We start from the raw sequence: 18769 nt of genomic DNA, 5'->3' as shown, positions 1-18769 counted from the left end.
CCCTCACCTTAATTCACGCCAGGGTGGGCCCGGCAAGACGGTGGGGCGCGACGTCGGGGTGACTCCCCTCACGGCCGAGCCTCGCCCGCCGTCCTCCCCGGGGCCTCGCCGCGGGGTCCTGCAGACTCCTGACAGCGTTTCCCCGTGCAGGTCCGGCGTGTGCGAGAGTGGCCGCATGACCTCGCACGTCCCCGTCGCCGCCGACCACGTCGTCACCGTCGACGACCAGGGTCGCCGGACCGGCACCTTCGAGCGCGCCGCGGTCCACACGACCGAGACGCCCCTCCACCTCGCCTTCTCCTGCTACGTGCTCGACGACGCGGGCCGCCTCCTGCTCACGCGGCGCGCGCTCGGGAAGCGCACGTGGCCGGGCGTGTGGACCAACTCCTTCTGCGGGCACCCGCGCTGGACCGAGACCACCGAGGAGTCGATCGTCCGCCACGGGCGGCACGAGCTCGGGCTGGAGATCGCGGGACTCGAGGTCGCGGTGCCGGGCTTCCGCTACCGCGCCGTCGACGCGTCCGGCGTCGTGGAGAACGAGATCTGCCCGGTCTACGCGGCGCGCGCGGCGGGCACGGTCGAGCCGAACCCCGACGAGGTCATGGAGACCGCCTGGGCGGACCCGCGCGACGTCGCGCGCGCGGTCGCCGCGACCCCGTGGGCCTTCAGCCCGTGGATGGTGCTCCAGGTCGCCGCTCTCGGCGCCGCGAGCACCGAGGGCGACGGCCCGACGGCGCTCCTCGCCGCGGCGTTCGGGCCTTCCTCGGCCTGACGCCCGGTCGACCGTCCGCGAGACGCTCAGCGCGTCGTCTGCGGGTGTCGCGCCCGGGCGCTGCGCAGCCGCTCCGGGACCGCGAGCCGGTCCGCTCCCTGGGGCGAGACCTGTACCGGCTGCGCGGGCAGCGCGAGCGCCTCGACCTGCTCGGCGCCCGGGACCCCGGCCGCGCGCGCGGCGTCGCCCAGCGCGCGGACGACCTGCTCCTGGCGACGCGGGTCGCGGGCCGAGAAGACCCAGAGGTCGACGGCGGTCGCGGTCGCGAGGTCGACGTGCAGCCCCCGCGCGCGCGCCTGCCGGAGCTGGCTCGGCGCGACCCCCACGAAGGTCACGGCGCGGCGCGACCAGAGCACGGTGCGCGACGCCGTCGACACGCCGCGGTCGGTGAGCAGCAGGCCGAGGGTGCGCGGGCTCGCGACGGCGGCGCGCACGGTCCGGACGTCGAGGGCCGCGAAGGGCACCGCGACCGGGCGCAGGAACGGGGCGAACGAGCCGACGAGGATCCCGTGGTCGAGCACAACCAGCTTCTCGGACCCGAGGAACCAGAGGATCACGGCGGCGATCGCCGCGAACGACGGCAGGAGGTAGCCGATCGCGGCGGGCCCGGCGTTCCCCACGAGCGCCGGCCCGACGGAGAACACGAGCACCACGACCACCGTCACCGCCCACGCCGGGGCGTTCGGCGTCGCCGCCGACACGTGCCGGACCGTGCCGAGGCCCGACCGCGCCGCGTGGTGCCTGACCTTGCGCGTCGCGCGCGCGCCGGTCGCGGGCGCCGCCGTCGGCCCGCTCATCGACCGAGCAGCTCGAGCGGGAGCCGGCGGACCGTGGCCGCCCCGACCTCGGAGAGGGTGAGCGAGGTCGGCGCGCCGTCGGCCCCGTGCTCGCCGCCCCGGACCGTGTACACGCCGTCGGGCGTCGCGTAGACGCTCACCTGCTCCAGGACGTCGGAACCCGCGCGCACGGCGCCGAGCGTCGTCACGGCCAGCGCGTCCGCGAGCTCCGGCAGGCTCGGCGCCCGGGCGGCGAGCTCGTCGGGCGTGAACGTCTGGGAGCGCCCGTCGAGCAGGGCCTTCGAGCCCGGGTCGACGAAGACCGCGAGCCGGCCCGCGAGCTCGGACAGCGGGTAGACGCTGAACGCGTGGTGGCCGCTCCAGGCGACCTCCTCCTCCAGCACGCGGTCGTCCTCGTGGAGGTAGACGTACACCCAGTGCCGGCCGATCGACGTCGTGCGCTCGACGGACAGGATCGCGTGCGCCGTGCGGCGCAGGACGAGCGGACCCGTGATCTCCGGGACGGCCTCGATGCCGACGGCCGGACGGCCGTCCACGGGCTCGGCCGCGGCCGCGTCCTCGCTCGGCACGACCATGCCGCGCGCGAGGAGCGAGCGGAGCGCGACGCGGCCCACGAGCGTGCGGTCCGCGCCCTCCTGCGCGTCGAGCCACGGGACCGCCACGAGCTGGGGGTTCTGGAGGCCGTCGAGGATGACGATCTCCTCGTCCGTGAGCGTCACGACGTGCGTGACCTCGCCCGGGGTCGCTCGCTCCAGCGCGCGCTCGGCCGCGGCGACGTCCGACGCGGACCACCGCATGGTCTGCTGGGTCACGAGAAGAGCCCTCCGACGAAGTCACCGGCGGCGGAGAGACCGTCGCCGATCGCGTCCCCGACGTCGGACGCGACGTCCCCGATCGTATCGACCGCGTCGCCCGCGAAGTCGGTCACGGTGTTCCACCCGTCCGCGAGGTACGGGCCGGGGTTGGTCGCGAACCCGGAGATCGCGTCCCAGTTGTCGACGACCAGGTTCCCCAGCGCCCAGGCGCCCGCGACGACGCCCGCGCCCACCACGATCCCGATGCCCACCGGGTTGGTGAGCATGCCCGCCATCATGAGCATCGTCCCCGCGCCGCCCACGACCGACAGGCCGCCCATGACGCGGTCGACGCCGCCCCGGACGCCGTCGTACTCGGTGTTGAACATCTGGTTGAAGCCGCCGATGACGCCGAACAGGCCGCCGACGCCGCCCGCGAGCCGGCCTGCGGTCCCGAGGCCGCCGAGGAGCCCCATCGCGTCGTCGAGGACCATGCCGCGCGCGAACACCGACGCGCTCGCGGCGGCGTCGGACAGGTCGGCGAGCCGGCTGGCCTGCAGGAACGCGGTGAGGGACTGGCCGACCTTCCAGGCCTTCAGCCCGTCGAGGACGAACATCGTCGACTCCCCGAGGGTCTCCCCGACGTCCCAGATCGACCCGGCGAGCGTGGTCCCGCCACCGAGCGGCCCGCCGCCGGGGCCCGTGGGCACGCCCGGACCGGGCACGCCGGGGGACGGGATGGCGCCGCCCTCGGTGCTCGTCAGGTACTGCTCGTCGGCGTTGCGCAGCACCGCCTGCGACGCCTCGGCGAGCGTCTGGCTCACCCCGCGCAGGAGCGCCACCGAGGACCCGGTCCACTCGCCCCGGAACTGGTCGGCGTCGCCGCCCTGCCACCGGCCGGCGGCCTCCACGAGTCCGCTGACCTCGGACGTCGTGCTCACGAGCTGGTCGGAGGCGGAGCGCAGCGACTGCGCGAGCCTCCTCAGCTCGGTGACGTCGGCGCCCCACATCCCGCTCACGTCGTCTGGTCCCCTCGGTGGTCGATCGGTGTCCTCGCCGCGCACCGCCTGTCACGGAACGCGCGAAACGGGCATCGGGGAGGTTACCGCGCGCACCTGCCCGGCGGCGACGGGGAGAGCTCCCCGTCGGCGCGCGACGGTCCCGGCGCGCATGTTCGGCGACGGCACCCGCACGGGTGACAATCGACGCATGCCTGCCGCGGTCCCCGACACCCCCGCCACCTCCGACCGGGCGGCCGACGTGCCCGTCCCCGCCCGGGACGCCTCGTTCGAGGAGCACGTGGCGTGGGCCCGCGCCGTGCCGGTGGTCGGGTTCGACCTCTCGCCCGTGGCGGACCGCGTCGTCGAGGACGCGCTGCCGTGGGACTACGCCGCGCTCGCGCGCGAGCTGGTCGGCAGCGGGCGCGGCCCGGTGCTCGACCTCGGGACCGGCGGCGGCGAGCTGCTGTCCACGCTGGGCCCGCTGCCCGCCGGGTCGTCGGCGACCGAGGGCTGGGCGCCCAACCTGCCGGTGGCCCGACGTCGGCTGGAGCCCCTGGGCGTCGACGTCCGGGCGGTCGAGGGCGACGAGGAGCAGCTCCTGCCCTTCTTCGACGGCCAGTTCGCGGTCGTGCTGGACCGGCACGAGGAGTTCGACCCCGACGAGGTGCTGCGCGTGCTGGAGCCCGGCGGCGTGTTCCTCACCCAGCAGGTCGACTCGCGCGACGGCCTGCGCCTCAACACCGCGCTCGGCACCGAGCTCCCGTGGGACCCGGACTCCGTGACGCTCGCCGCGGCGGTGGAGGTGCTGCGGGACGCGGGGTTCGTCGTCGACGTCGCGCGCGAGCACGAGGGCCTGCGCCGGTTCCGCGACCTGTCCTCGCTGCTCTGGTACCTCAAGCTCATGGCGTGGCAGGTGCCGGACCTGGCGTCGCTCGCGCCCGAGGCGGTCGCCCGGTACGAGGCGCCGCTGCGCGCCCTGCACCTGCACCTCGCCGCGGGCCACGAGTTCGTCGACGAGGCCCCGCGATTCCTCGTCGTGGCGCGCAAGCCCTTCTGACGCCCCCGCCCCGTCTCATGCCCACAGCGGGCCGGGCCGGGGTGGGGCCGTCGAGTCGCGGACCACGAGCTCGTGGTCGGTGCGCTTGCGGCGCGGGCGGCCCGACGGCGGCCGGAGCGCGAGCTCGAACGCCGTCGCCCCCATCTCGCTCATCGGGAGGCGCACCGTGGTCAGCGCGGGCGCGAGGTCCTGGGCGACCTGGATGTCGTCGAACCCGGTGACGGACATGTCGCGCGGCACGACGACGCCGCGCTCGCGCAGCAGGGACAGCACGCCCGTGGCCATGGCGTCGTTGAGCGCGAGGATCGCGGTGGTGTCGGGACGCTGGGCGAGGATGCGCTGCGTGGCGTCCCGCCCGCCCTCGCGCGTGAACGGCGCGTGCACGACGAACAGGTCGTCGGGGTCGAGGCCCTGGGCCGCGACCGCGCTCCGGATGCCGGCCATGCGGTCCGCGACGGTCGTGAGCCGCTCGGGCCCGGCCGCGACGGCGAGGCGCCGGTGGCCCAGACCGAGGACGTGGTCGGTGAGGCTCGCGGCCGCCGCCTCGCTGTCGGGGAGCACGGCGTCGCTGTGCAGGTGGTGCCGCCCGATGACGACGACGCGCCCCCCGGACTCCTGGAACGCCTCGAGCTCGCGCGCGGCGTCGGCCTCCATCGCGGGCTCGACGTACCCGGACCCGGCGACGAGGATCGCGCCCACGCGGTGCGCGCGCATGAGGCGGATCTGCGTGACCTCGGCGCTGGGCTCGCGCTCGGTGTGGCTGATCTGCACGCTCCAGCCGTGCTCGGTCGCGACGCGCACGACGCCGCTCGCGATCTCGGAGAAGTACGGGTCGCCGATCTCGTAGACGAGCAGGCCGGCGACCGACGTGGTGCCCCCGGCGAGCGTGCGCGCGTGCGGGTTGGCGATGTAGCCCATCTCCGTGGCGACCTCGCGGACGTGCTCCGCGAGCACCTCCGAGACGCCGTCGCTGCCCGACAGCGCGCGCGACGCGGTCGCGAGGGACACGCCCGCGCGCTCGGCGACGTCGACCAGCCGCAGCGCGCTGCGACCCTTCGTGGTCCGACTCTCTCGACGCACCCCTGCTCCGCTCGTCCGTGCGTCGCCCGGTCGGTGGCCCGAAGGCCCTCCCCGACGTGACGCTTGCCACATCCGCTGTCCGCACCGTACTCTAGCGGAAGCGCTTACGAAAGCGCTTTCGCACACACGCAGTCTCGTACGGAGCAGTACGGCCTCAGGTCTTCACTACGACGAAGTAGGGAGAGTCACGTCCATGCATTCTCGGTCGACTCCACGGATGTCCACCCGCCCCCGCTCACGCCGCGCGCTCGCCCTCGCGGCCGGCGTGTCCGCGACGGCGCTCGTCCTCACGGCGTGCTCCGGCGGGTCCGACGGCGAGGGCGGAGGCGGCGGGTCCGACGACCCGATCGTCATCGGTATCTCCCTCCCGCTCACCGGCGACTTCTCCGAGCCCGGCAAGGGCGTCCAGCGCGGCTACGAGGCCTGGGCGCAGTTCGTCAACGAGGACGGGGGCCTCCTCGGGCGGCAGGTCGAGCTCAAGATCCTCGACGACCAGTCCAACGCGGACCGCGTCGTGCAGGACTACGAGGCGCTCATCGCCCAGGACGAGGTCGACCTGGTGTTCGGGCCGTTCTCCACGCGCCTCGTCGTGCCGAGCGCCCGCGTCGCCGAGGAGTACGGGATGCTCTTCGTCGAGCCCGCCGGCGCCGCGAACGAGGTCTTCGAGCAGGGCTTCGAGAACCTCTTCTACGCCGCCCCCGCCGTCGCCGACGACCACTACAACTACCTCGCGGACCACATCCTCGACATGCCCGAGGGCGAGCGCCCGCAGACCGTCGCCGTCGCGGCCATGGACGACCCCTTCGCCCAGGGCACGGCCTACGGCCTGCGCGACAAGCTCGCGGACGCCGGGCTCGAGATCGTCGTCGACGAGGTCTACCCGCCCAACACCACCGACTTCTCCTCGATCGCCGCGAAGATCAACGACTCGGGTGCGGACATGGTCATCGGCGGCACGCAGTACCAGGACGCGGTGAACCTCATCGTGGCGCTGCAGCAGCTCAACTACCAGCCCACGCTCGCGGCGTTCTCCACCGCGCCGACCAACCCCGAGTTCTCGGCGGCGATCGGCGCCAAGACCGAGGGCATCCTCTCGCCCACCGGCTACACCGAGACCGCGAGCTGGCCGTCCAACGTCGACTTCGTCGAGCGGTACACGGAGCTGCACGGCAACCCGCCCGGCGAGGACGAGGCCAACGCGTACACGACCGGCCAGGTCGTCGCCGCCGCGGTCGAGGCCGTCGGGTGCGCCGAGCAGGGCGAGTGCCAGCAGGAGCTCATCTCGTGGCTGCGCAGCAACGAGGTCGAGACCGTCGTCGGGCCGCTGACCTGGGACGAGACGGGCAAGCCGCAGGGCGCCCACCTCATCCAGCAGTACGTGGACGGCGAGATCCAGATCGTCCTGCCGCAGGACGCCAAGGAAGCCGACTTCGTCTTCCCCAAGCCGGCCTGGTGATCACCTCGTGACAGGAACGCTCCTCTTCCAGAGCCTCGTGCTCGGCGTGCTGCTGGGAGGGCTCTACGCCCTCCTGGCAGCGGGCCTCACCCTGTACTTCGGCGTGATGCGCGTCGTGATGATCGCCCACTCGGCGTTCCTCATCCTCGCCGCGTACCTCGCCTGGTTCTTCAACCAGCAGACCGGCATGGACCCGCTGCTGTCGCTCGTCGTCACGGTGCCGCTGTTCTTCCTCGTCGGCGTGGGCATGCAGCGCCTGCTCATCACGCGCCTGCGGCCCGCGACGCTCACGATGATGTCCGTCCTCCTCACGTTCGCCGTCGCGCTCTTCATCGAGGGCATGATCGGCTTCGTCTGGAGCGGCACGCAGCGGCGCATCCAGCTCCCGTACTCGGGCGCGAGCATCGAGTTCTTCGGGGCGCGGATCGCCGTCGTGAAGCTCGTGGCCTTCGGGCTCGCGGCGCTGTCCCTCGCGCTGCTGTACCTGCTCATGAAGCACAGCCGGTTCGGCCAGGCCCTGCGCGCGACGATCCAGCACCGCGAGGCCGCGCAGCTCGTCGGCATCAAGACCGACCGCGTCGCGGGCTACGGCTTCGGCCTCGGCCTCGCGACCGCAGCCATCGGCGGGACCGCGCTGTCGCTCGACGCGACGATCTACCCGTCGCTGCACTGGCACTGGATCGGCCCGCTCATGGCGATCATCGTCGTCGGCGGCCTGGGGTCCATCCCGGGCGCCGCGATCGCCGCCATGGTGCTCGGCATCGGCCAGAGCCTGCTCCAGGTGCCGCTCGGCACCACGTGGGCGCAGACCATCTTCTACGTCGCGCTGTTCGCGACGCTGATGCTGCGGCCCCAGGGATTCTTCGGAGGTCGCCTTGCCCAACGCTTCTGACACCCGACCCGCGAGCCGCCGCGCGGCCGCCAGCCCGGTGCCCGACGGCGCGGGCTCGGCCGCCGCTGCCGCCGCACCTCCCGCACGCCGCCCCTGGGGCCGCGTCGTCCGCCTCGCCGTGCTCGTCGTCCTGGCCGTGCTCGTCCTGGCCTTCCCCACGATGGCGCCCAACGCGTACATCCTGTCGGCCGGCATCGTCGTCCTCAGCTACGCGTGCACCGCGACCGCCTGGAACTTCATGGGCGGCTTCACGGGGTACGTCTCGCTCGGGCACGCCGCGTTCTTCGGGCTCGGTGCCTACGGCACGGGCCTGCTGATCCGCGACCTCGGGCTCCCGAGCTTCGCCGCGTGGCTCGTCGCGGGCGCGCTCGTCCTGCTCATCACCATCCCCGTCGGGATCGCGGCGCTGCGCGTGCGCGGCGCGTCGTTCGTCATCGTGTCGATCTCGTTCGTGCTGATCCTGCTGCTCGTCTTCCAGGCGTGGGGGTCCTTCACGGGAGGGTCCGACGGCCTCGTCGTCCCGCGCCCGTTCCCCGACCTGCTGCGGCCCGAGCACCACCGCACGTTCTTCTACCTGTTCGCCGCGCTGCTCGTCGTCATGCTCGTCGCGTGGTGGGCGATCGACCGCTCGCGGTTCGGCACCGGGCTCAAGGCGATCCGTGAGGACGAGGACAAGGCCCAGGCGCTCGGCGTCCCGACGCGCAACTACAAGCTCGTCGCGTACGTCGTCTCGGCGACGTTCACCGGCCTCGCGGGCGGCATGTACGCCCTGTGGTTCGGCGACCTCGACCCGATCTTCCAGTTCTCCATCATGCTCGGCTCGTACATGGTGCTCATGGCGCTGTTCGGCGGCGTCCGGCACCTCTTCGGCCCGCTGCTGGGCGCCGTCGTCGTCGGCACGGGCCTGGAGTACTTCAAGCTCGAGTTCGGCGACACGCAGTTCCACCTCGTCGCCACCGCCCTGCTGCTCGGCGTCGTCGTCCTCTTCATGCCGGACGGGATCATCCCCGCGGCCCAGGCCCTCTTCAAGCGCTTCGGCCCGCAGGACTCCTCGATCCGCGAGATGACCGCGGCCGAGCTCCTCGAGCGCAACCGCGCGGCCGCCGCCCCGGCCGAGGGCGAGCCGACCGCAGGACCCACCACCGCCGTCGTCCCACCGGACGACGACGGCGACGCGGCCCCTCGGACGGGCCCGGAGGAGGACCGATGACGACGACGACCACCGCGCAGACGACCCGCAACCTCGAGACCGTCGGCCTCACCAAGTCGTTCGGCGGCGTCCACGCCGTCCGCGACGCGACGGTCACGTTCCAGCACGGCAAGATCAACGCGCTCATCGGCCCGAACGGCTCGGGCAAGACGACGTTCTTCAACTGCGTGACGGGCATGATCAAGCCGGACTCCGGCACGGTCACGTTCCGCGGCGAGGACATCACGCGGCGCGCGCCGCACAAGATCGCGCGCGCCGGGATCGGGCGCAGCTTCCAGCTCTGCCGCGTGTTCCCGCGCATGACCGTCCTCGAGAACATGCTCGTCGCGGTCCGCCGCACACGGGTGCGCGAGCTGCTCGCCGGGGCGCGCAACCCCGAGGAGATCGACAAGGCGCGCGCGCTGCTCGTGCGCGTCGGCATCGACCACCTGGAGAGCGTCGAGGCGCGCAACCTGTCCTACGGGCAGCAGAAGCTCCTCGAGCTCGCGGGCGTCCTCATGGGCGACCCGGACACGATCATGCTCGACGAGCCGGCGGGCGGCGTGAACCCGGCGCTCATCGGCCGCATCGGGACGCTCGTGCAGGAGCTCAACGCCGAGGGCAAGACGTTCCTCGTCGTCGAGCACAACATGGACATGGTCATGAGCCTGTCCCACCACGTCATCGTGTTCGACCGGGGACGGCCCATCGCCGAGGGGACCCCCGCCGTCGTGCAAGCCGACCCGCGAGTGCTGGAGGCCTACCTTGGTGTCTGACCCGACCCCCGGGACGGGGGCGAAGCAGGAGTACCTCCTCGAGCTGGACGACGTCCAGGCCGGGTACGGGCGCGCCGCGATGGTGCTGCGCGGGCTGACCATCAAGGTCCCCGCGTCGACGGTCGTGTGCCTCGTCGGGCCCAACGGCGCGGGCAAGTCGACGGTGCTCAAGGTCGCGAGCGGGCTGCTCAAGCCGCGCTCGGGCCGCATCCTCGTCGGCGGGCGCGACGTCACCGGCCAGGGGCCGCAGGAGATGCTGCAGTCCGGGCTCGCGCACGTGCTCCAGGGGCACAGCGTGTTCCGCGAGATGACGGTCGCGGAGAACGTGCTGCTCGGCGCGTACACGCTCCGCGACAAGCAGAAGATCGCGGAGCGCGTGGCGTTCGTGCAGAACCTCTTCCCCATCGTGGGCGAGCGGTGGAAGCAGCTCGCCGGCCTGCTGTCCGGCGGGCAGCAGAAGCAGGTCGAGTTCGCGCGCTCGCTCATGGTGAGCCCCGAGGTCGTGCTTCTCGACGAGCCGTCGATGGGCCTCGACCCCAAGACGACGTCGACCGTGTTCGAGCAGGTCGTGCGCATGCGCGACGCCGGCGTCGCGGTGCTGCTCGTCGAGCAGAACGCGCGCCGCGCGCTCGAGACGGCCGACATCGGGTGCGTGCTCGACCTCGGCCGTGTGCACATCACCGGCCCCGCGCCCGAGCTCCTCGCCGACCCCCAGCTCTCCGAGCTCTACCTCGGCGGCCGGCCCGCCGAGCGCTCGCTCTCGCAGAACGGATGACCGCCCGCATGACCAGCCAGACCACGGACGCCGCAGGGGGCGACCGACCGACCACCCGCACCGTGCGCATCGTCATGAACGGCGTGACCGGGCGCATGGGGTACCGCCAGCACCTCGTCCGCTCGATCCTCGCGATCCGGGACGACGGCGGCGTCGAGCTCGACGACGGCACGCGCCTCCAGGTGGAGCCCGTGCTCGTGGGCCGCAACCGCGCCAAGCTCGCCGAGCTCGCCGCGCGCCACGGCGTCGCCGAGTACACGACCGACCTCGACGCGGCGCTCGCGGACGACACGGCCACGATCTACTTCGACGCCCAGGTGACGTCCGAGCGGACGAAGGCGATCCTCAAGGCGATCGCGGCGGGCAAGCACGTGTACACGGAGAAGCCGATCGCGGAGTCGGTCGCGGAGGGCGAGGAGCTCGCGGAGGCGGCGCGCGCGGCCGGGGTGATCCACGGCGTCGTGCACGACAAGCTGTACCTGCCCGGCCTGCTCAAGCTCAAGCGCCTGATCGACGGCGGGTTCTTCGGTCGCATCCTGTCCGTCCGTGGCGAGTTCGGGTACTGGGTGTTCGAGGGTGACTGGCAGCCCGCGCAGCGCCCGAGCTGGAACTACCGCGCCGAGGACGGCGGCGGGATGGTCCTCGACATGTTCTGCCACTGGAACTACGTGCTGGAGAACCTGTTCGGCCCGGTCGAGGCGGTCATGGCGAAGGCCGTGACCCACATCCCCGAGCGCTGGGACGAGCACGGCAAGCCCTACGTCGCGACGGCCGACGACGCGGCGTACGGGATCTTCGAGCTCGCCGGGGCGGACGGACCGATCCTCGCGCAGGTGAACTCGTCGTGGGCGGTGCGCGTGGACCGGGGCGAGCTCGTCGAGTTCCAGGTCGACGGGACGCACGGGTCCGCGGTCGCGGGCCTGTTCGGGTGCCGCATCCAGCCGCGCGCCCGCACGCCGAAGCCGGTGTGGAACCCGGACCTGCCGACCGACCAGGACTTCCGCGCCCAGTGGGAGCAGATCCCGGACAACCAGGAGTTCGTCAACGGGTTCCGCGCGCAGTGGGAGGAGTTCCTGCGCGACGTCCACGCCGGGCGACCGCACCCGTACGACTTCGACGCCGGCGTGCGCGGCCTGCGCCTCGTGGACGCGGGGTACACGTCGTCGCGCGAGGGGCGTCGGGTGGAGCTGGGCGCCGCGTCCGGGGCCGTGGGCGGCGCGGCGTCCGGAGCGGTCGCGTGAGCGGCGCCGGCGGGGTGCGGATCCCGCTGCCCGACGGCGGCGCGCGGCTCGTCGCGCTGCGCGCGCCCCGGGAGTGGGCGGACCACCCCGGCCCGTACGCGTCGCGCGTCGCGTTCGCGGCGGCGCACGTCGTCGCGGACCCGCGGGGCGAGAACGTGCCCGGCGCGCCGGCCGTCGTCGACTGGGACTCGACCCTCGCGTTCCGGCGGCACCTGTTCCGGTACGGCCTGGGGGTCGCCGAGGCGATGGACACCGCGCAGCGGAACATGGGCCTCGACTGGCCCGCGGTCCAGGAGCTCGTGTCGCGCAGCGCCGCCCAGGCGCGGGAGCTGGGCGCGCGCATCGCGTCGGGCGCGGGGACGGACCACCGGGCGCCCGACGAGCTGCGGACCGTGGACGACGTGATCGCGGCGTACGCCGAGCAGGTCGAGTTCGTCGAGGGCACGGGGTCGCAGGTCATCCTCATGGCGTCGCGGCATCTCGCGCGCGTCGCGACGTCGGCCGACGACTACCTGCGCGTGTACGACGCGATCCTGTCCCAGGTGCGCGAGCCGGTCGTCCTGCACTGGCTCGGCGAGGCGTTCGACCCGAACCTGCGCGGCTACTGGGGGTCCGGGGACGTCGACACCGCGACCGCGACGTTCGTCGACCTCGTGCGGGCGCACGCCGATCGTGTGGACGGGGTCAAGGTGTCGCTGCTCTCGGCGGCGCACGAGGTGGGTCTGCGCGCCGTACTTCCCGACGGCGTCCGGTTGTACACCGGTGACGACTTCCACTACCCGGAGCTGATCCGGGGCGACGGCGAGCGGCACTCCGACGCGCTGCTCGGCGCGTTCGCGGCCGTGGCCCCCGCCGCCTCGGCCGCGCTGACCGCCCTCGACGACGGCGACCTCGACCGCTACGACGCCGAGATGGCGCCGACGCTCGCGCTCTCGCGCCACGTGTTCGAGGCGCCGACGTACTACTACAAGACCGGCATCGCGTTCCTCGCGTGGCTCGCGGGACACCAGCCCGGGTTCACGATGGTCGGGGGCCTGCAGTCCGCCCGGAGCGTCGTGCACCTCGCGCGCGCGTTCGAGCTCGCGAACGAGGCGCGCCTCCTGCCGGACCCGGACCTCGCCGCGCACCGCCTCGGCCTCGTCCTCGCCACGGCGGGCATCGACCGTGGCGAGATCGCGGGCGCGCCCGCCGAGGTCGCGGAGGTGGTCGCATGAGCACCGAGATCTCGGAGTTCCCGTCCTCCGCCCCCCGGTCTTCCGCCGACCAGGCGAGCCTGCCCGCCGACCAGGTCTCGGCTCGTCCTGGTGGCGCGACGGACCAGGACCACCTGCTCGGCGGAGCGGTGGGTGACGTGGACGTGCCCAGCGGGGTCCGCGCGCGGGTCGGGACGCCGGGGGTCGGTGATCCTCGGCTCGCGCGGCTGTCCCTGAACCAGCGGACGACGGCGCGGTGGTCGCTGCGCGAGGCGATCGACGGCTGCGTCGCCGCAGGGCTCCCGGCCATCGGGGTCTGGCGTGAACCCGTCGCGGAGGTGGGGCTCGACACCGCGGTGCGGTGGGTGCGCGACGCCGGGCTGCGGGTGTCGTCCGTGTGCCGCGGCGGGTTCTTCACCGCGAGCGACCCGGACGCGCGCGCCGCGGCCCACGCGAGCAACCTCGCCGCGATCGCGGAGACGGCGGCCCTCGGCGCGCCGACGCTCGTCCTCGTCCCGGGCGGGCTGCCCGACGGCGACCGCGACCTGATCGGTGCCCGGGCACGCGCGGCGGACGCGATCGCCGCGCTCGTCCCGGCCGCGCGCGACGCGGGCGTGACCCTCGGTATCGAGCCCATGAACCCGATCTTCGCGGCGGACCGCGGCGTCGTCTCGACGCTCGAGCAGGCCCTCGACCTCGCCGATCCGTTCACGCCCGCGGAGGTGGGCGTCGTCGTCGACACCTACCACCTGTGGTGGGAGCCCAAGGTGCACGAGCAGATCGCGCGGGCGGGCGCCGCGGGCCGGATCGTCAGCTACCAGGTGTGCGACTGGATCACGCCCCTGCCCGCGGACACGCTGCTCGGCCGCGGCATGATGGGCGACGGCCACGTCGACTTCGCCGCGTTCACGCGCTCGGTGGCGGCGGCGGGCTACGCCGGTGACGTCGAGGTCGAGATCTTCCACGCCGACGTCTGGGCCGCGCCCGGCGCCGACGTCGTGGCGACGCTCGCCCGCCGGTACGTCGAGCTCGTCGAGCCCCACCTCGCGCGCTGACGGACGCCGGCCGACGGGCCGGGGCGCGAACGCCTCGGCCGGTCGGCCGACGCCGGGTAGGGTGCCCGGAGGCCCGAGCACGGAGGTGGACGGATGGACGGGGCGCCGCGGACGCGGTTCGTGGGCGACACGAAGCAGGCACGCACGTACGCGTGGTTCCTGACCTTCGCCGCCGTCGTCCCTCCCGCCGTCGTCGCGGTCTTCGTGCTGGGCTGGTACCGCGCCCAGGTGTACGGCTGGACGGAGGGCTTCCGCAGCTACCACGCGGGCGACCCGTTCCCCTGGGGCTGGGTGGCCGTCGGCGTGCTGGCCTGCGTGTTCCTCGGCCGGTTCGCCGTCCGGCAGTGGCGCCGGTACCGCGCGCTCGTGGCCGACGACCGCCGCCGCGGCGTGCGCCCGTCCTGACGGGTATGGGGACCGGTCACCATCGACCTCTCCCGCTCCGCCTCCGTACGCTGTCGGCGGCGCCGGCACGGCGTGGCCGACCCGGGAGCGTGCGGGGGGTGTGGGTGAGAGCGCAGAGGGGCGAGGAATGAGCAGCGGGATGTACGGGGCCGACGTCGAGGCCCTGCGCTCGCTCGCGGGCCGCGTGGCGGACGGCGCGCAGGCCCTGGAGCTGGCCGCGGCGGCGATCGAGACGGCCGTGGGCCGAGCGGGCTGGGAGGGCTCCGACGCCGCCGAGTTCCGCACCGCGTGGACGTCGACCCTGAGGCCGAGCCTGACGGGCACCGCCGCGCTGCTCACGGACGCTGCTGAGCTCCTGCGCGGCAACGCCGAGCAGCAGGACGCGACGAGCCGCGACGGCGGCGCGGGCGGGCCGGGCGGCCCCGGTGGGCCCGGCGGACCGGGTTCTCCTGGTGGGCCCGGCGGACCGGGTTCTCCGGGTGGGCCAGGCGATCCGGTGACCCAGGGTGGCGACGGCGGTCCGCCGGACTGGCTGGTCCCGCCGTCGTGGCTCACGACGGACATGACCCAGGGCGGCGTGCTCAACTGGGTCGCGTCCCAGGGAGTCGACGCCTGGGCCGCGATGAACAAGCTCGACGACCCGCTCAACGTGGCGGGGCTCGCGGACAACCTCGCGTCCGCCGGCAAGGTGCTCAAGGGCGCCGGGTTCCTGTTCGACGGCTACTCGGTGTACAGCGGCTCGGTGCAGGCGTGGGAGGGCTTCGCGGAGGGCGACGGGTTCAAGGGGACGGACGGCGTCATCACCGCGGGTCTCGGCGCCGCCGGCATCGGCGCGGCGATCTTCCTCGCGAGCAACCCGGTCGGTTGGGCGATCGCGGGTGCGGGAGCCGTGTGGGGCGTCGCGACCCTGCTCTCCGGCGACGTCCCCGTGACGAAGCGCATCGCCGACGGCGCGGGCTGGTTGTGGGATCGTGGGGGCGACCTCGCCGACGGTGCCGCCGACCTCGCCGGCGACGTGTGGGACGCGGGCGGGGACTTCGTCGACGGGGCGACCGAGACGCTGAAGAAGGTATGGCCGTGGTGACCGCGGCCCACGCGCCGGACCGCGGCCGCGGTCCGCACGAGGAGAGGGACGACCGATGACCACGCAGACCGAGGCGGCGAGCCGTCCGGACGACGGGCTCATCGAGCTCACGGGGCCGGAGCTGCTCGTGCTCCTGTCGCTCAACGAGGGACCCGCCGCCACGAGGACGCGCGAGAACCTGCGCCTTCCCGACGTGCCCGCCGACTCCCCCCTCCTCGCGGCGGGGCTCAGCTCGCTCGTCGTGCGGCGGCTCGCGCGTGTCGAGGGCGAGGTGCTCGCACCCGTCGGCAACGTCGTCCCGCTCACGCGCGTCCTCACGACCGCGACCGAGTGGGTGGAGGCGGCGGCGATCGCGGACGAGCGCACCAACGCCGCGCTGCTCGTCGGTGCGCAGGGCGGTGCGGTCGTGCTCGAGCCGCGCCCGTTCGGCATCTGGCACGTGCGGCCGCTCCAGATGGGCGACCCTCTGCCCGAGGCCGCGTCGCGGTTCGTCCGGGCCGCGTTCGCGCAGCTCCCGGGGCGGCCGTTCGGGGGGAGCGTCAAGGTCGTCGACGCGTCCGGGGCCCGCACCGCCGCCGTCCGCGTCGAGAGCGACGGGACGTGGGAGATGACGAGCGGTCCGGCCGGCGACGAGCCCGCACCGTCCCCCATCACGCCCGACCCGACGTTCGGCGTGCTCGCGACCGCGGTCGCGTGACCTGCGGTCCTCAGAGGTCCTGGAGCGACGCCTCGCGCTCGTCGTAGGCGCTGCGCGCGGCGGCGATGCGCTCCTGGTGCGCCTCGGTCCACACGACGAGCGCCTTGGTCGTCGCGTGGAGGGAGCGCCCCATCTCGGTGAGGGCGTAGTCGACGCGCGGCGGGACGGTCGGGTAGACCGTGCGCTCGACGATGCCGTCGCGCTCGAGCTGGCGCAGCGTGCGCGACAGCATGCGCTGGCTGATCCCGTCGATCTCCCGCTTGAGCTCGGTGAACCGCATGACCCGCCGGTCGAGCAGCGCGATGGCGAGCAGCGACCACTTGTCCGCGATGCGGTCGAGGATCTGCCGCACCTCGCAGTCCTCGCGCGCGTCCCACTGCCAGACCTCGACGTCGCTCTCCCACTTTGCCGGTGGGCAGCCGTGACGGTCCTCGGAGGTCGGGGCGTCGTCGGGCGCGCCCGCGCGAGCAGCCTCGTGCCCGTCCGCGGTCCGTCCGCGCGCCGCCACGGTATCCACGGTGATACCTGGTGAGTCGAATGTGCCGTCTTCCATGCCTCCTGATCCTGACCCACGATGGGCTCGGTATCAAGAGGTAACCGAGTACCGAGCGGTACTCAGGAGGAAGGGGACGGGCATGACCGACGGGACGACGAGCCGCAGTCGTGAGCGAGCACGAGCGGCGGGACGCTTCAGCCTCCGGGACTGGGGGCTGCTCCTCGTGCTGTGCGGGGCGATCTTCCTGGAGGGCAGCGACATCGCGATGCTGTCCGTGGCGCTCCCCGGGATCCGCTCCGACCTGGGGCTCGCGACCGGCGAGCTGGGCGGGGTCGTGACGGCGTACGTCGTCGGGTACGGCGGGTTCATGCTCCTCGGCGGGCGCGCGGCCGACCTCTACGGCCGACGCCGGATGTTCGTCCTCTGGCTGCTCGTCTTCCTCGTGTTCTCCGGGCTCGGCGGGTTCGCGACCGACGGCTGGATGCTCCTGCTGTCACGCTTCGTCACGGGCGTGGCGGCCGGCTTCCTCACGCCCGCCGGGATGTCGCTCATCACGACGTCGTTCGCCGAGGGGCCGCGCCGCAACCGCGCGCTGGTCGTGTACGGCGCGGCGGGGGCCGCGGGCTTCTCGCTCGGCCTCGTCGTGGGCGGGCTCCTGGCCGCGATCCACTGGCGGTGGGTGTTCTTCGCCCCGGTGCTGCTCGCCGTCGTGCTCCTCGCGCTGGCCCTGGTGACGGTCCCGCGCGACACGACCGCCCGCGAGCGCGGCGCGCTCGACGTCCTCGGTGCCGTCCTGGCGACGAGCGCCATGGTGCTGCTCGCCGTCGGCATCGTGCGCCTCGAGCACCCGGGCGAGGGGCTCGCGTGGACGGTCGCCGCGCTCGGCGGCGGTGCCGTGCTCCTCGCGGCGTTCGTCGCGCGGCAGCGCCGGGCGCCGCACCCGCTCCTCCCGCTGCGGCTCTTCCGCTCGACCGAGCTGGTCCGGGCGAACGTCACGGCGGTGCTCTTCGCGGGCGGGTTCTACGGGTTCCAGGTGCTCCTCACCCTCTACCTGCAGGAGCTGCGGGGCTGGACACCGCTGCAGACCGGGCTCGCGATGCTCCTCATGGCGATCGACGTCGTCCTCGCGCCCGTGCTCACACCGCGCCTCGTCGAGCGCTTCGGGGTGCCGCGCGTGATCGTCGGCGGTCTCGTCGCCGGGACGCTCGCGGCGGCGTGGTTCCTCGCGTCGGGGCTCGACTGGACGTACGCCCTCATGGTCCCGTCGATGGCGCTCGTCGGGGTCGCGTTCGCCCTGGTCTACGGGCCGATCGCCATCGCGGCGACCACGGGCGTGACCGACGCGGAGCAGGGCGTTGCCGGCGGCGTGCTCAACACGGCGTTCCAGCTCGGTGCGGCGATCGGCATCTCTGCGGCGACGGCCGTCAGCGTCCTCGCCCTCGGCGACGCGACGGGGCCGGAGGCAGGCCTCGCCGCCTTCCACACCGCGCTGTGGGTCCCGGTCGCGGCGTTCGCGCTCGCGGCGGTGGCGATGGGAGCGCCGCGCCGCCGTCGGCCCGTCGTCGAGCCGGCCGGTCCCGCCGCCGCCGCGACCCCGGTCGCCGAGGCCGCCCTCCCGGAGCCCGCCCCGGCCCCGGTCACCCGTTGAGCGCAGGAGAACAGTCGCGTCCGGACGTGCCGGACGCGACTGTCTCGTGCACGCAGCGCAGGGCGCGGGCAGCGAGAAGCCCGCGGGCTGGAGGGTTCCTCCTGTCGTGCTGGACGAGGGCACGACACCCGCGGGCTCCGGTGGTTGCGTGGTACTCGCTCGCCGTCGGGCGCCTCCCCTCGGGAGACCCCGCCCGGTTCACGGGCTCACCGCATCCGGTCCGTTGCTGGATCGGTTGCGCGACGACTAGCGCGCAACCACCTCACGAGTCCGAAGAATCTTCACTTCCAGGACCACCTCCTTTCGCGTGTACGACGACGGTACGTCCGCCCCCCGCGGCGACGCCAGGGGTTTTCGCGCA

19 protein-coding genes are annotated in these 18769 nt (G+C 73.8%); 14 read left to right on the top strand and 5 right to left on the bottom strand.

All coding sequences use genetic code 11. From position 1 onward, the window contains the following. The first annotated feature begins 175 nt into the window (after positions 1 to 175). Complete coding sequence (gene idi, locus ABWU78_RS07230; RefSeq protein WP_253051618.1) at positions 176 to 772, top strand: isopentenyl-diphosphate Delta-isomerase; 597 nt, start codon at positions 176 to 178, stop codon at positions 770 to 772. Between the two features lie 26 nt (positions 773 to 798). Here idi and ABWU78_RS07225 read toward each other — a convergent pair whose 3' ends face one another. Genes ABWU78_RS07225 through ABWU78_RS07215 form a run of 3 tightly spaced genes read right to left on the bottom strand, consistent with a single transcriptional unit; the run spans position 799 to position 3382 of the window. Beyond that, the gene (locus tag ABWU78_RS07225) at positions 799 to 1569 is read right to left on the bottom strand and encodes a hypothetical protein (RefSeq protein WP_439157972.1); all 771 of its coding nucleotides are present in this window, start codon (positions 1567 to 1569) and stop codon (positions 799 to 801) included. Next, positions 1566 to 2381 carry a hypothetical protein gene (locus ABWU78_RS07220; protein WP_439157971.1) on the bottom strand — a complete coding sequence of 272 codons (816 nt, stop codon included), beginning with the start codon at positions 2379 to 2381 and terminating at the stop codon, positions 1566 to 1568. Before ABWU78_RS07220 ends, ABWU78_RS07225 begins: the two co-directional genes overlap by 4 nt. Then, positions 2378 to 3382, bottom strand: a complete 1005-nt coding sequence (locus tag ABWU78_RS07215; protein ID WP_253051621.1) for a WXG100 family type VII secretion target — start codon at positions 3380 to 3382, stop codon at positions 2378 to 2380. Before ABWU78_RS07215 ends, ABWU78_RS07220 begins: the two co-directional genes overlap by 4 nt. A 190-nt stretch (positions 3383 to 3572) precedes the next feature. On the opposite strand from ABWU78_RS07215, the gene ABWU78_RS07210 reads away from it, so the two are divergent. Then, positions 3573 to 4421, top strand: a complete 849-nt coding sequence (locus tag ABWU78_RS07210) for a class I SAM-dependent methyltransferase (protein ID WP_439157970.1) — start codon at positions 3573 to 3575, stop codon at positions 4419 to 4421. Between the two features lie 15 nt (positions 4422 to 4436). Here ABWU78_RS07210 and ABWU78_RS07205 read toward each other — a convergent pair whose 3' ends face one another. Continuing rightward, on the bottom strand, positions 4437 to 5501 hold the full coding sequence (locus ABWU78_RS07205; RefSeq protein WP_253051623.1) for a LacI family DNA-binding transcriptional regulator: 1065 nt from the start codon (positions 5499 to 5501) through the stop codon (positions 4437 to 4439). Positions 5502 to 5718: 217 nt separating this feature from the next. On the opposite strand from ABWU78_RS07205, the gene ABWU78_RS07200 reads away from it, so the two are divergent. The 11 genes from ABWU78_RS07200 (at position 5719) to ABWU78_RS07150 (ending at position 16264) form a co-directional block, all read left to right on the top strand. Continuing rightward, positions 5719 to 6957: an amino acid ABC transporter substrate-binding protein gene (locus tag ABWU78_RS07200; RefSeq protein ID WP_253051624.1), complete on the top strand. Its 1239-nt coding sequence runs from the start codon at positions 5719 to 5721 to the stop codon at positions 6955 to 6957. A 7-nt stretch (positions 6958 to 6964) separates the two neighbouring features. Continuing rightward, a complete protein-coding gene (locus ABWU78_RS07195) occupies positions 6965 to 7849 on the top strand; it encodes a branched-chain amino acid ABC transporter permease (protein ID WP_047230871.1) in 885 nt (294 codons plus the stop codon). Continuing rightward, entirely contained in the window at positions 7833 to 9059 is a 1227-nt protein-coding gene (locus ABWU78_RS07190; RefSeq protein ID WP_353706975.1) for a branched-chain amino acid ABC transporter permease, read from the top strand. The genes ABWU78_RS07195 and ABWU78_RS07190 overlap by 17 nt, the downstream gene beginning before the upstream one ends. Continuing rightward, positions 9056 to 9814 carry an ABC transporter ATP-binding protein gene (locus tag ABWU78_RS07185; RefSeq protein WP_253051626.1) on the top strand — a complete coding sequence of 253 codons (759 nt, stop codon included), beginning with the start codon at positions 9056 to 9058 and terminating at the stop codon, positions 9812 to 9814. Before ABWU78_RS07190 ends, ABWU78_RS07185 begins: the two co-directional genes overlap by 4 nt. Continuing rightward, on the top strand, positions 9807 to 10589 hold the full coding sequence (locus tag ABWU78_RS07180; RefSeq protein ID WP_253051627.1) for an ABC transporter ATP-binding protein: 783 nt from the start codon (positions 9807 to 9809) through the stop codon (positions 10587 to 10589). Before ABWU78_RS07185 ends, ABWU78_RS07180 begins: the two co-directional genes overlap by 8 nt. Positions 10590 to 10597: 8 nt before the next feature. Then, complete coding sequence (locus tag ABWU78_RS07175) at positions 10598 to 11830, top strand: Gfo/Idh/MocA family protein (RefSeq protein ID WP_353706976.1); 1233 nt, start codon at positions 10598 to 10600, stop codon at positions 11828 to 11830. Then, positions 11827 to 13044 (top strand): dihydrodipicolinate synthase family protein, encoded by a 1218-nt coding sequence (locus tag ABWU78_RS07170; protein ID WP_439157969.1) that lies wholly within the window; start codon positions 11827 to 11829, stop codon positions 13042 to 13044. Before ABWU78_RS07175 ends, ABWU78_RS07170 begins: the two co-directional genes overlap by 4 nt. Further along, positions 13041 to 14078 (top strand): sugar phosphate isomerase/epimerase family protein, encoded by a 1038-nt coding sequence (locus tag ABWU78_RS07165; protein WP_439157968.1) that lies wholly within the window; start codon positions 13041 to 13043, stop codon positions 14076 to 14078. Before ABWU78_RS07170 ends, ABWU78_RS07165 begins: the two co-directional genes overlap by 4 nt. Before the next feature lie 93 nt (positions 14079 to 14171). After that, on the top strand, positions 14172 to 14483 hold the full coding sequence (locus ABWU78_RS07160; RefSeq protein ID WP_157759525.1) for a hypothetical protein: 312 nt from the start codon (positions 14172 to 14174) through the stop codon (positions 14481 to 14483). Between the two features lie 127 nt (positions 14484 to 14610). Then, a complete protein-coding gene (locus tag ABWU78_RS07155) occupies positions 14611 to 15567 on the top strand; it encodes a WXG100 family type VII secretion target (RefSeq protein WP_439157967.1) in 957 nt (318 codons plus the stop codon). A 55-nt stretch (positions 15568 to 15622) separates the two neighbouring features. Continuing rightward, positions 15623 to 16264 carry a hypothetical protein gene (locus ABWU78_RS07150; RefSeq protein WP_253051633.1) on the top strand — a complete coding sequence of 214 codons (642 nt, stop codon included), beginning with the start codon at positions 15623 to 15625 and terminating at the stop codon, positions 16262 to 16264. 10 nt (positions 16265 to 16274) lie between these two features. On the opposite strand, the gene ABWU78_RS07145 is transcribed toward ABWU78_RS07150, so the two are convergent. Beyond that, the gene (locus ABWU78_RS07145; RefSeq protein ID WP_439157966.1) at positions 16275 to 16781 is read right to left on the bottom strand and encodes a winged helix-turn-helix transcriptional regulator; all 507 of its coding nucleotides are present in this window, start codon (positions 16779 to 16781) and stop codon (positions 16275 to 16277) included. Between the two features lie 118 nt (positions 16782 to 16899). Between ABWU78_RS07145 and ABWU78_RS07140 the strand changes: the two genes are divergently transcribed. Next, positions 16900 to 18408 carry an MFS transporter gene (locus ABWU78_RS07140; RefSeq protein WP_439157965.1) on the top strand — a complete coding sequence of 503 codons (1509 nt, stop codon included), beginning with the start codon at positions 16900 to 16902 and terminating at the stop codon, positions 18406 to 18408. The last annotated feature ends 361 nt before the right edge of the window (positions 18409 to 18769 follow it).

The sequence above is a fragment of the Cellulosimicrobium sp. CpK407 genome (genome assembly GCF_051844275.1).
Classification (GTDB): Bacteria; Actinomycetota; Actinomycetes; order Actinomycetales; family Cellulomonadaceae; genus Cellulosimicrobium; species Cellulosimicrobium cellulans_G.
This window is presented reverse-complemented; position numbering and strand designations above follow the sequence as displayed.

Excerpts from the sequence above, each read along its gene's own strand:
- idi (WP_253051618.1), top strand. The coding sequence starts at position 176 with ATGACCTCGCACGTCCCCGTCGCCGCCGACCACGTCGTCACCGTCGAC.
- ABWU78_RS07225 (WP_439157972.1), bottom strand. The coding sequence starts at position 1,569 with ATGAGCGGGCCGACGGCGGCGCCCGCGACCGGCGCGCGCGCGACGCGC.
- ABWU78_RS07210 (WP_439157970.1), top strand. The coding sequence starts at position 3,573 with ATGCCTGCCGCGGTCCCCGACACCCCCGCCACCTCCGACCGGGCGGCC.
- ABWU78_RS07200 (WP_253051624.1), top strand. The coding sequence starts at position 5,719 with ATGTCCACCCGCCCCCGCTCACGCCGCGCGCTCGCCCTCGCGGCCGGC.
- ABWU78_RS07185 (WP_253051626.1), top strand. The coding sequence starts at position 9,056 with ATGACGACGACGACCACCGCGCAGACGACCCGCAACCTCGAGACCGTC.
- ABWU78_RS07175 (WP_353706976.1), top strand. The coding sequence starts at position 10,598 with ATGACCAGCCAGACCACGGACGCCGCAGGGGGCGACCGACCGACCACC.
- ABWU78_RS07165 (WP_439157968.1), top strand. The coding sequence starts at position 13,041 with ATGAGCACCGAGATCTCGGAGTTCCCGTCCTCCGCCCCCCGGTCTTCC.
- ABWU78_RS07160 (WP_157759525.1), top strand. The coding sequence starts at position 14,172 with ATGGACGGGGCGCCGCGGACGCGGTTCGTGGGCGACACGAAGCAGGCA.
- ABWU78_RS07155 (WP_439157967.1), top strand. The coding sequence starts at position 14,611 with ATGAGCAGCGGGATGTACGGGGCCGACGTCGAGGCCCTGCGCTCGCTC.
- ABWU78_RS07150 (WP_253051633.1), top strand. The coding sequence starts at position 15,623 with ATGACCACGCAGACCGAGGCGGCGAGCCGTCCGGACGACGGGCTCATC.
- ABWU78_RS07140 (WP_439157965.1), top strand. The coding sequence starts at position 16,900 with ATGACCGACGGGACGACGAGCCGCAGTCGTGAGCGAGCACGAGCGGCG.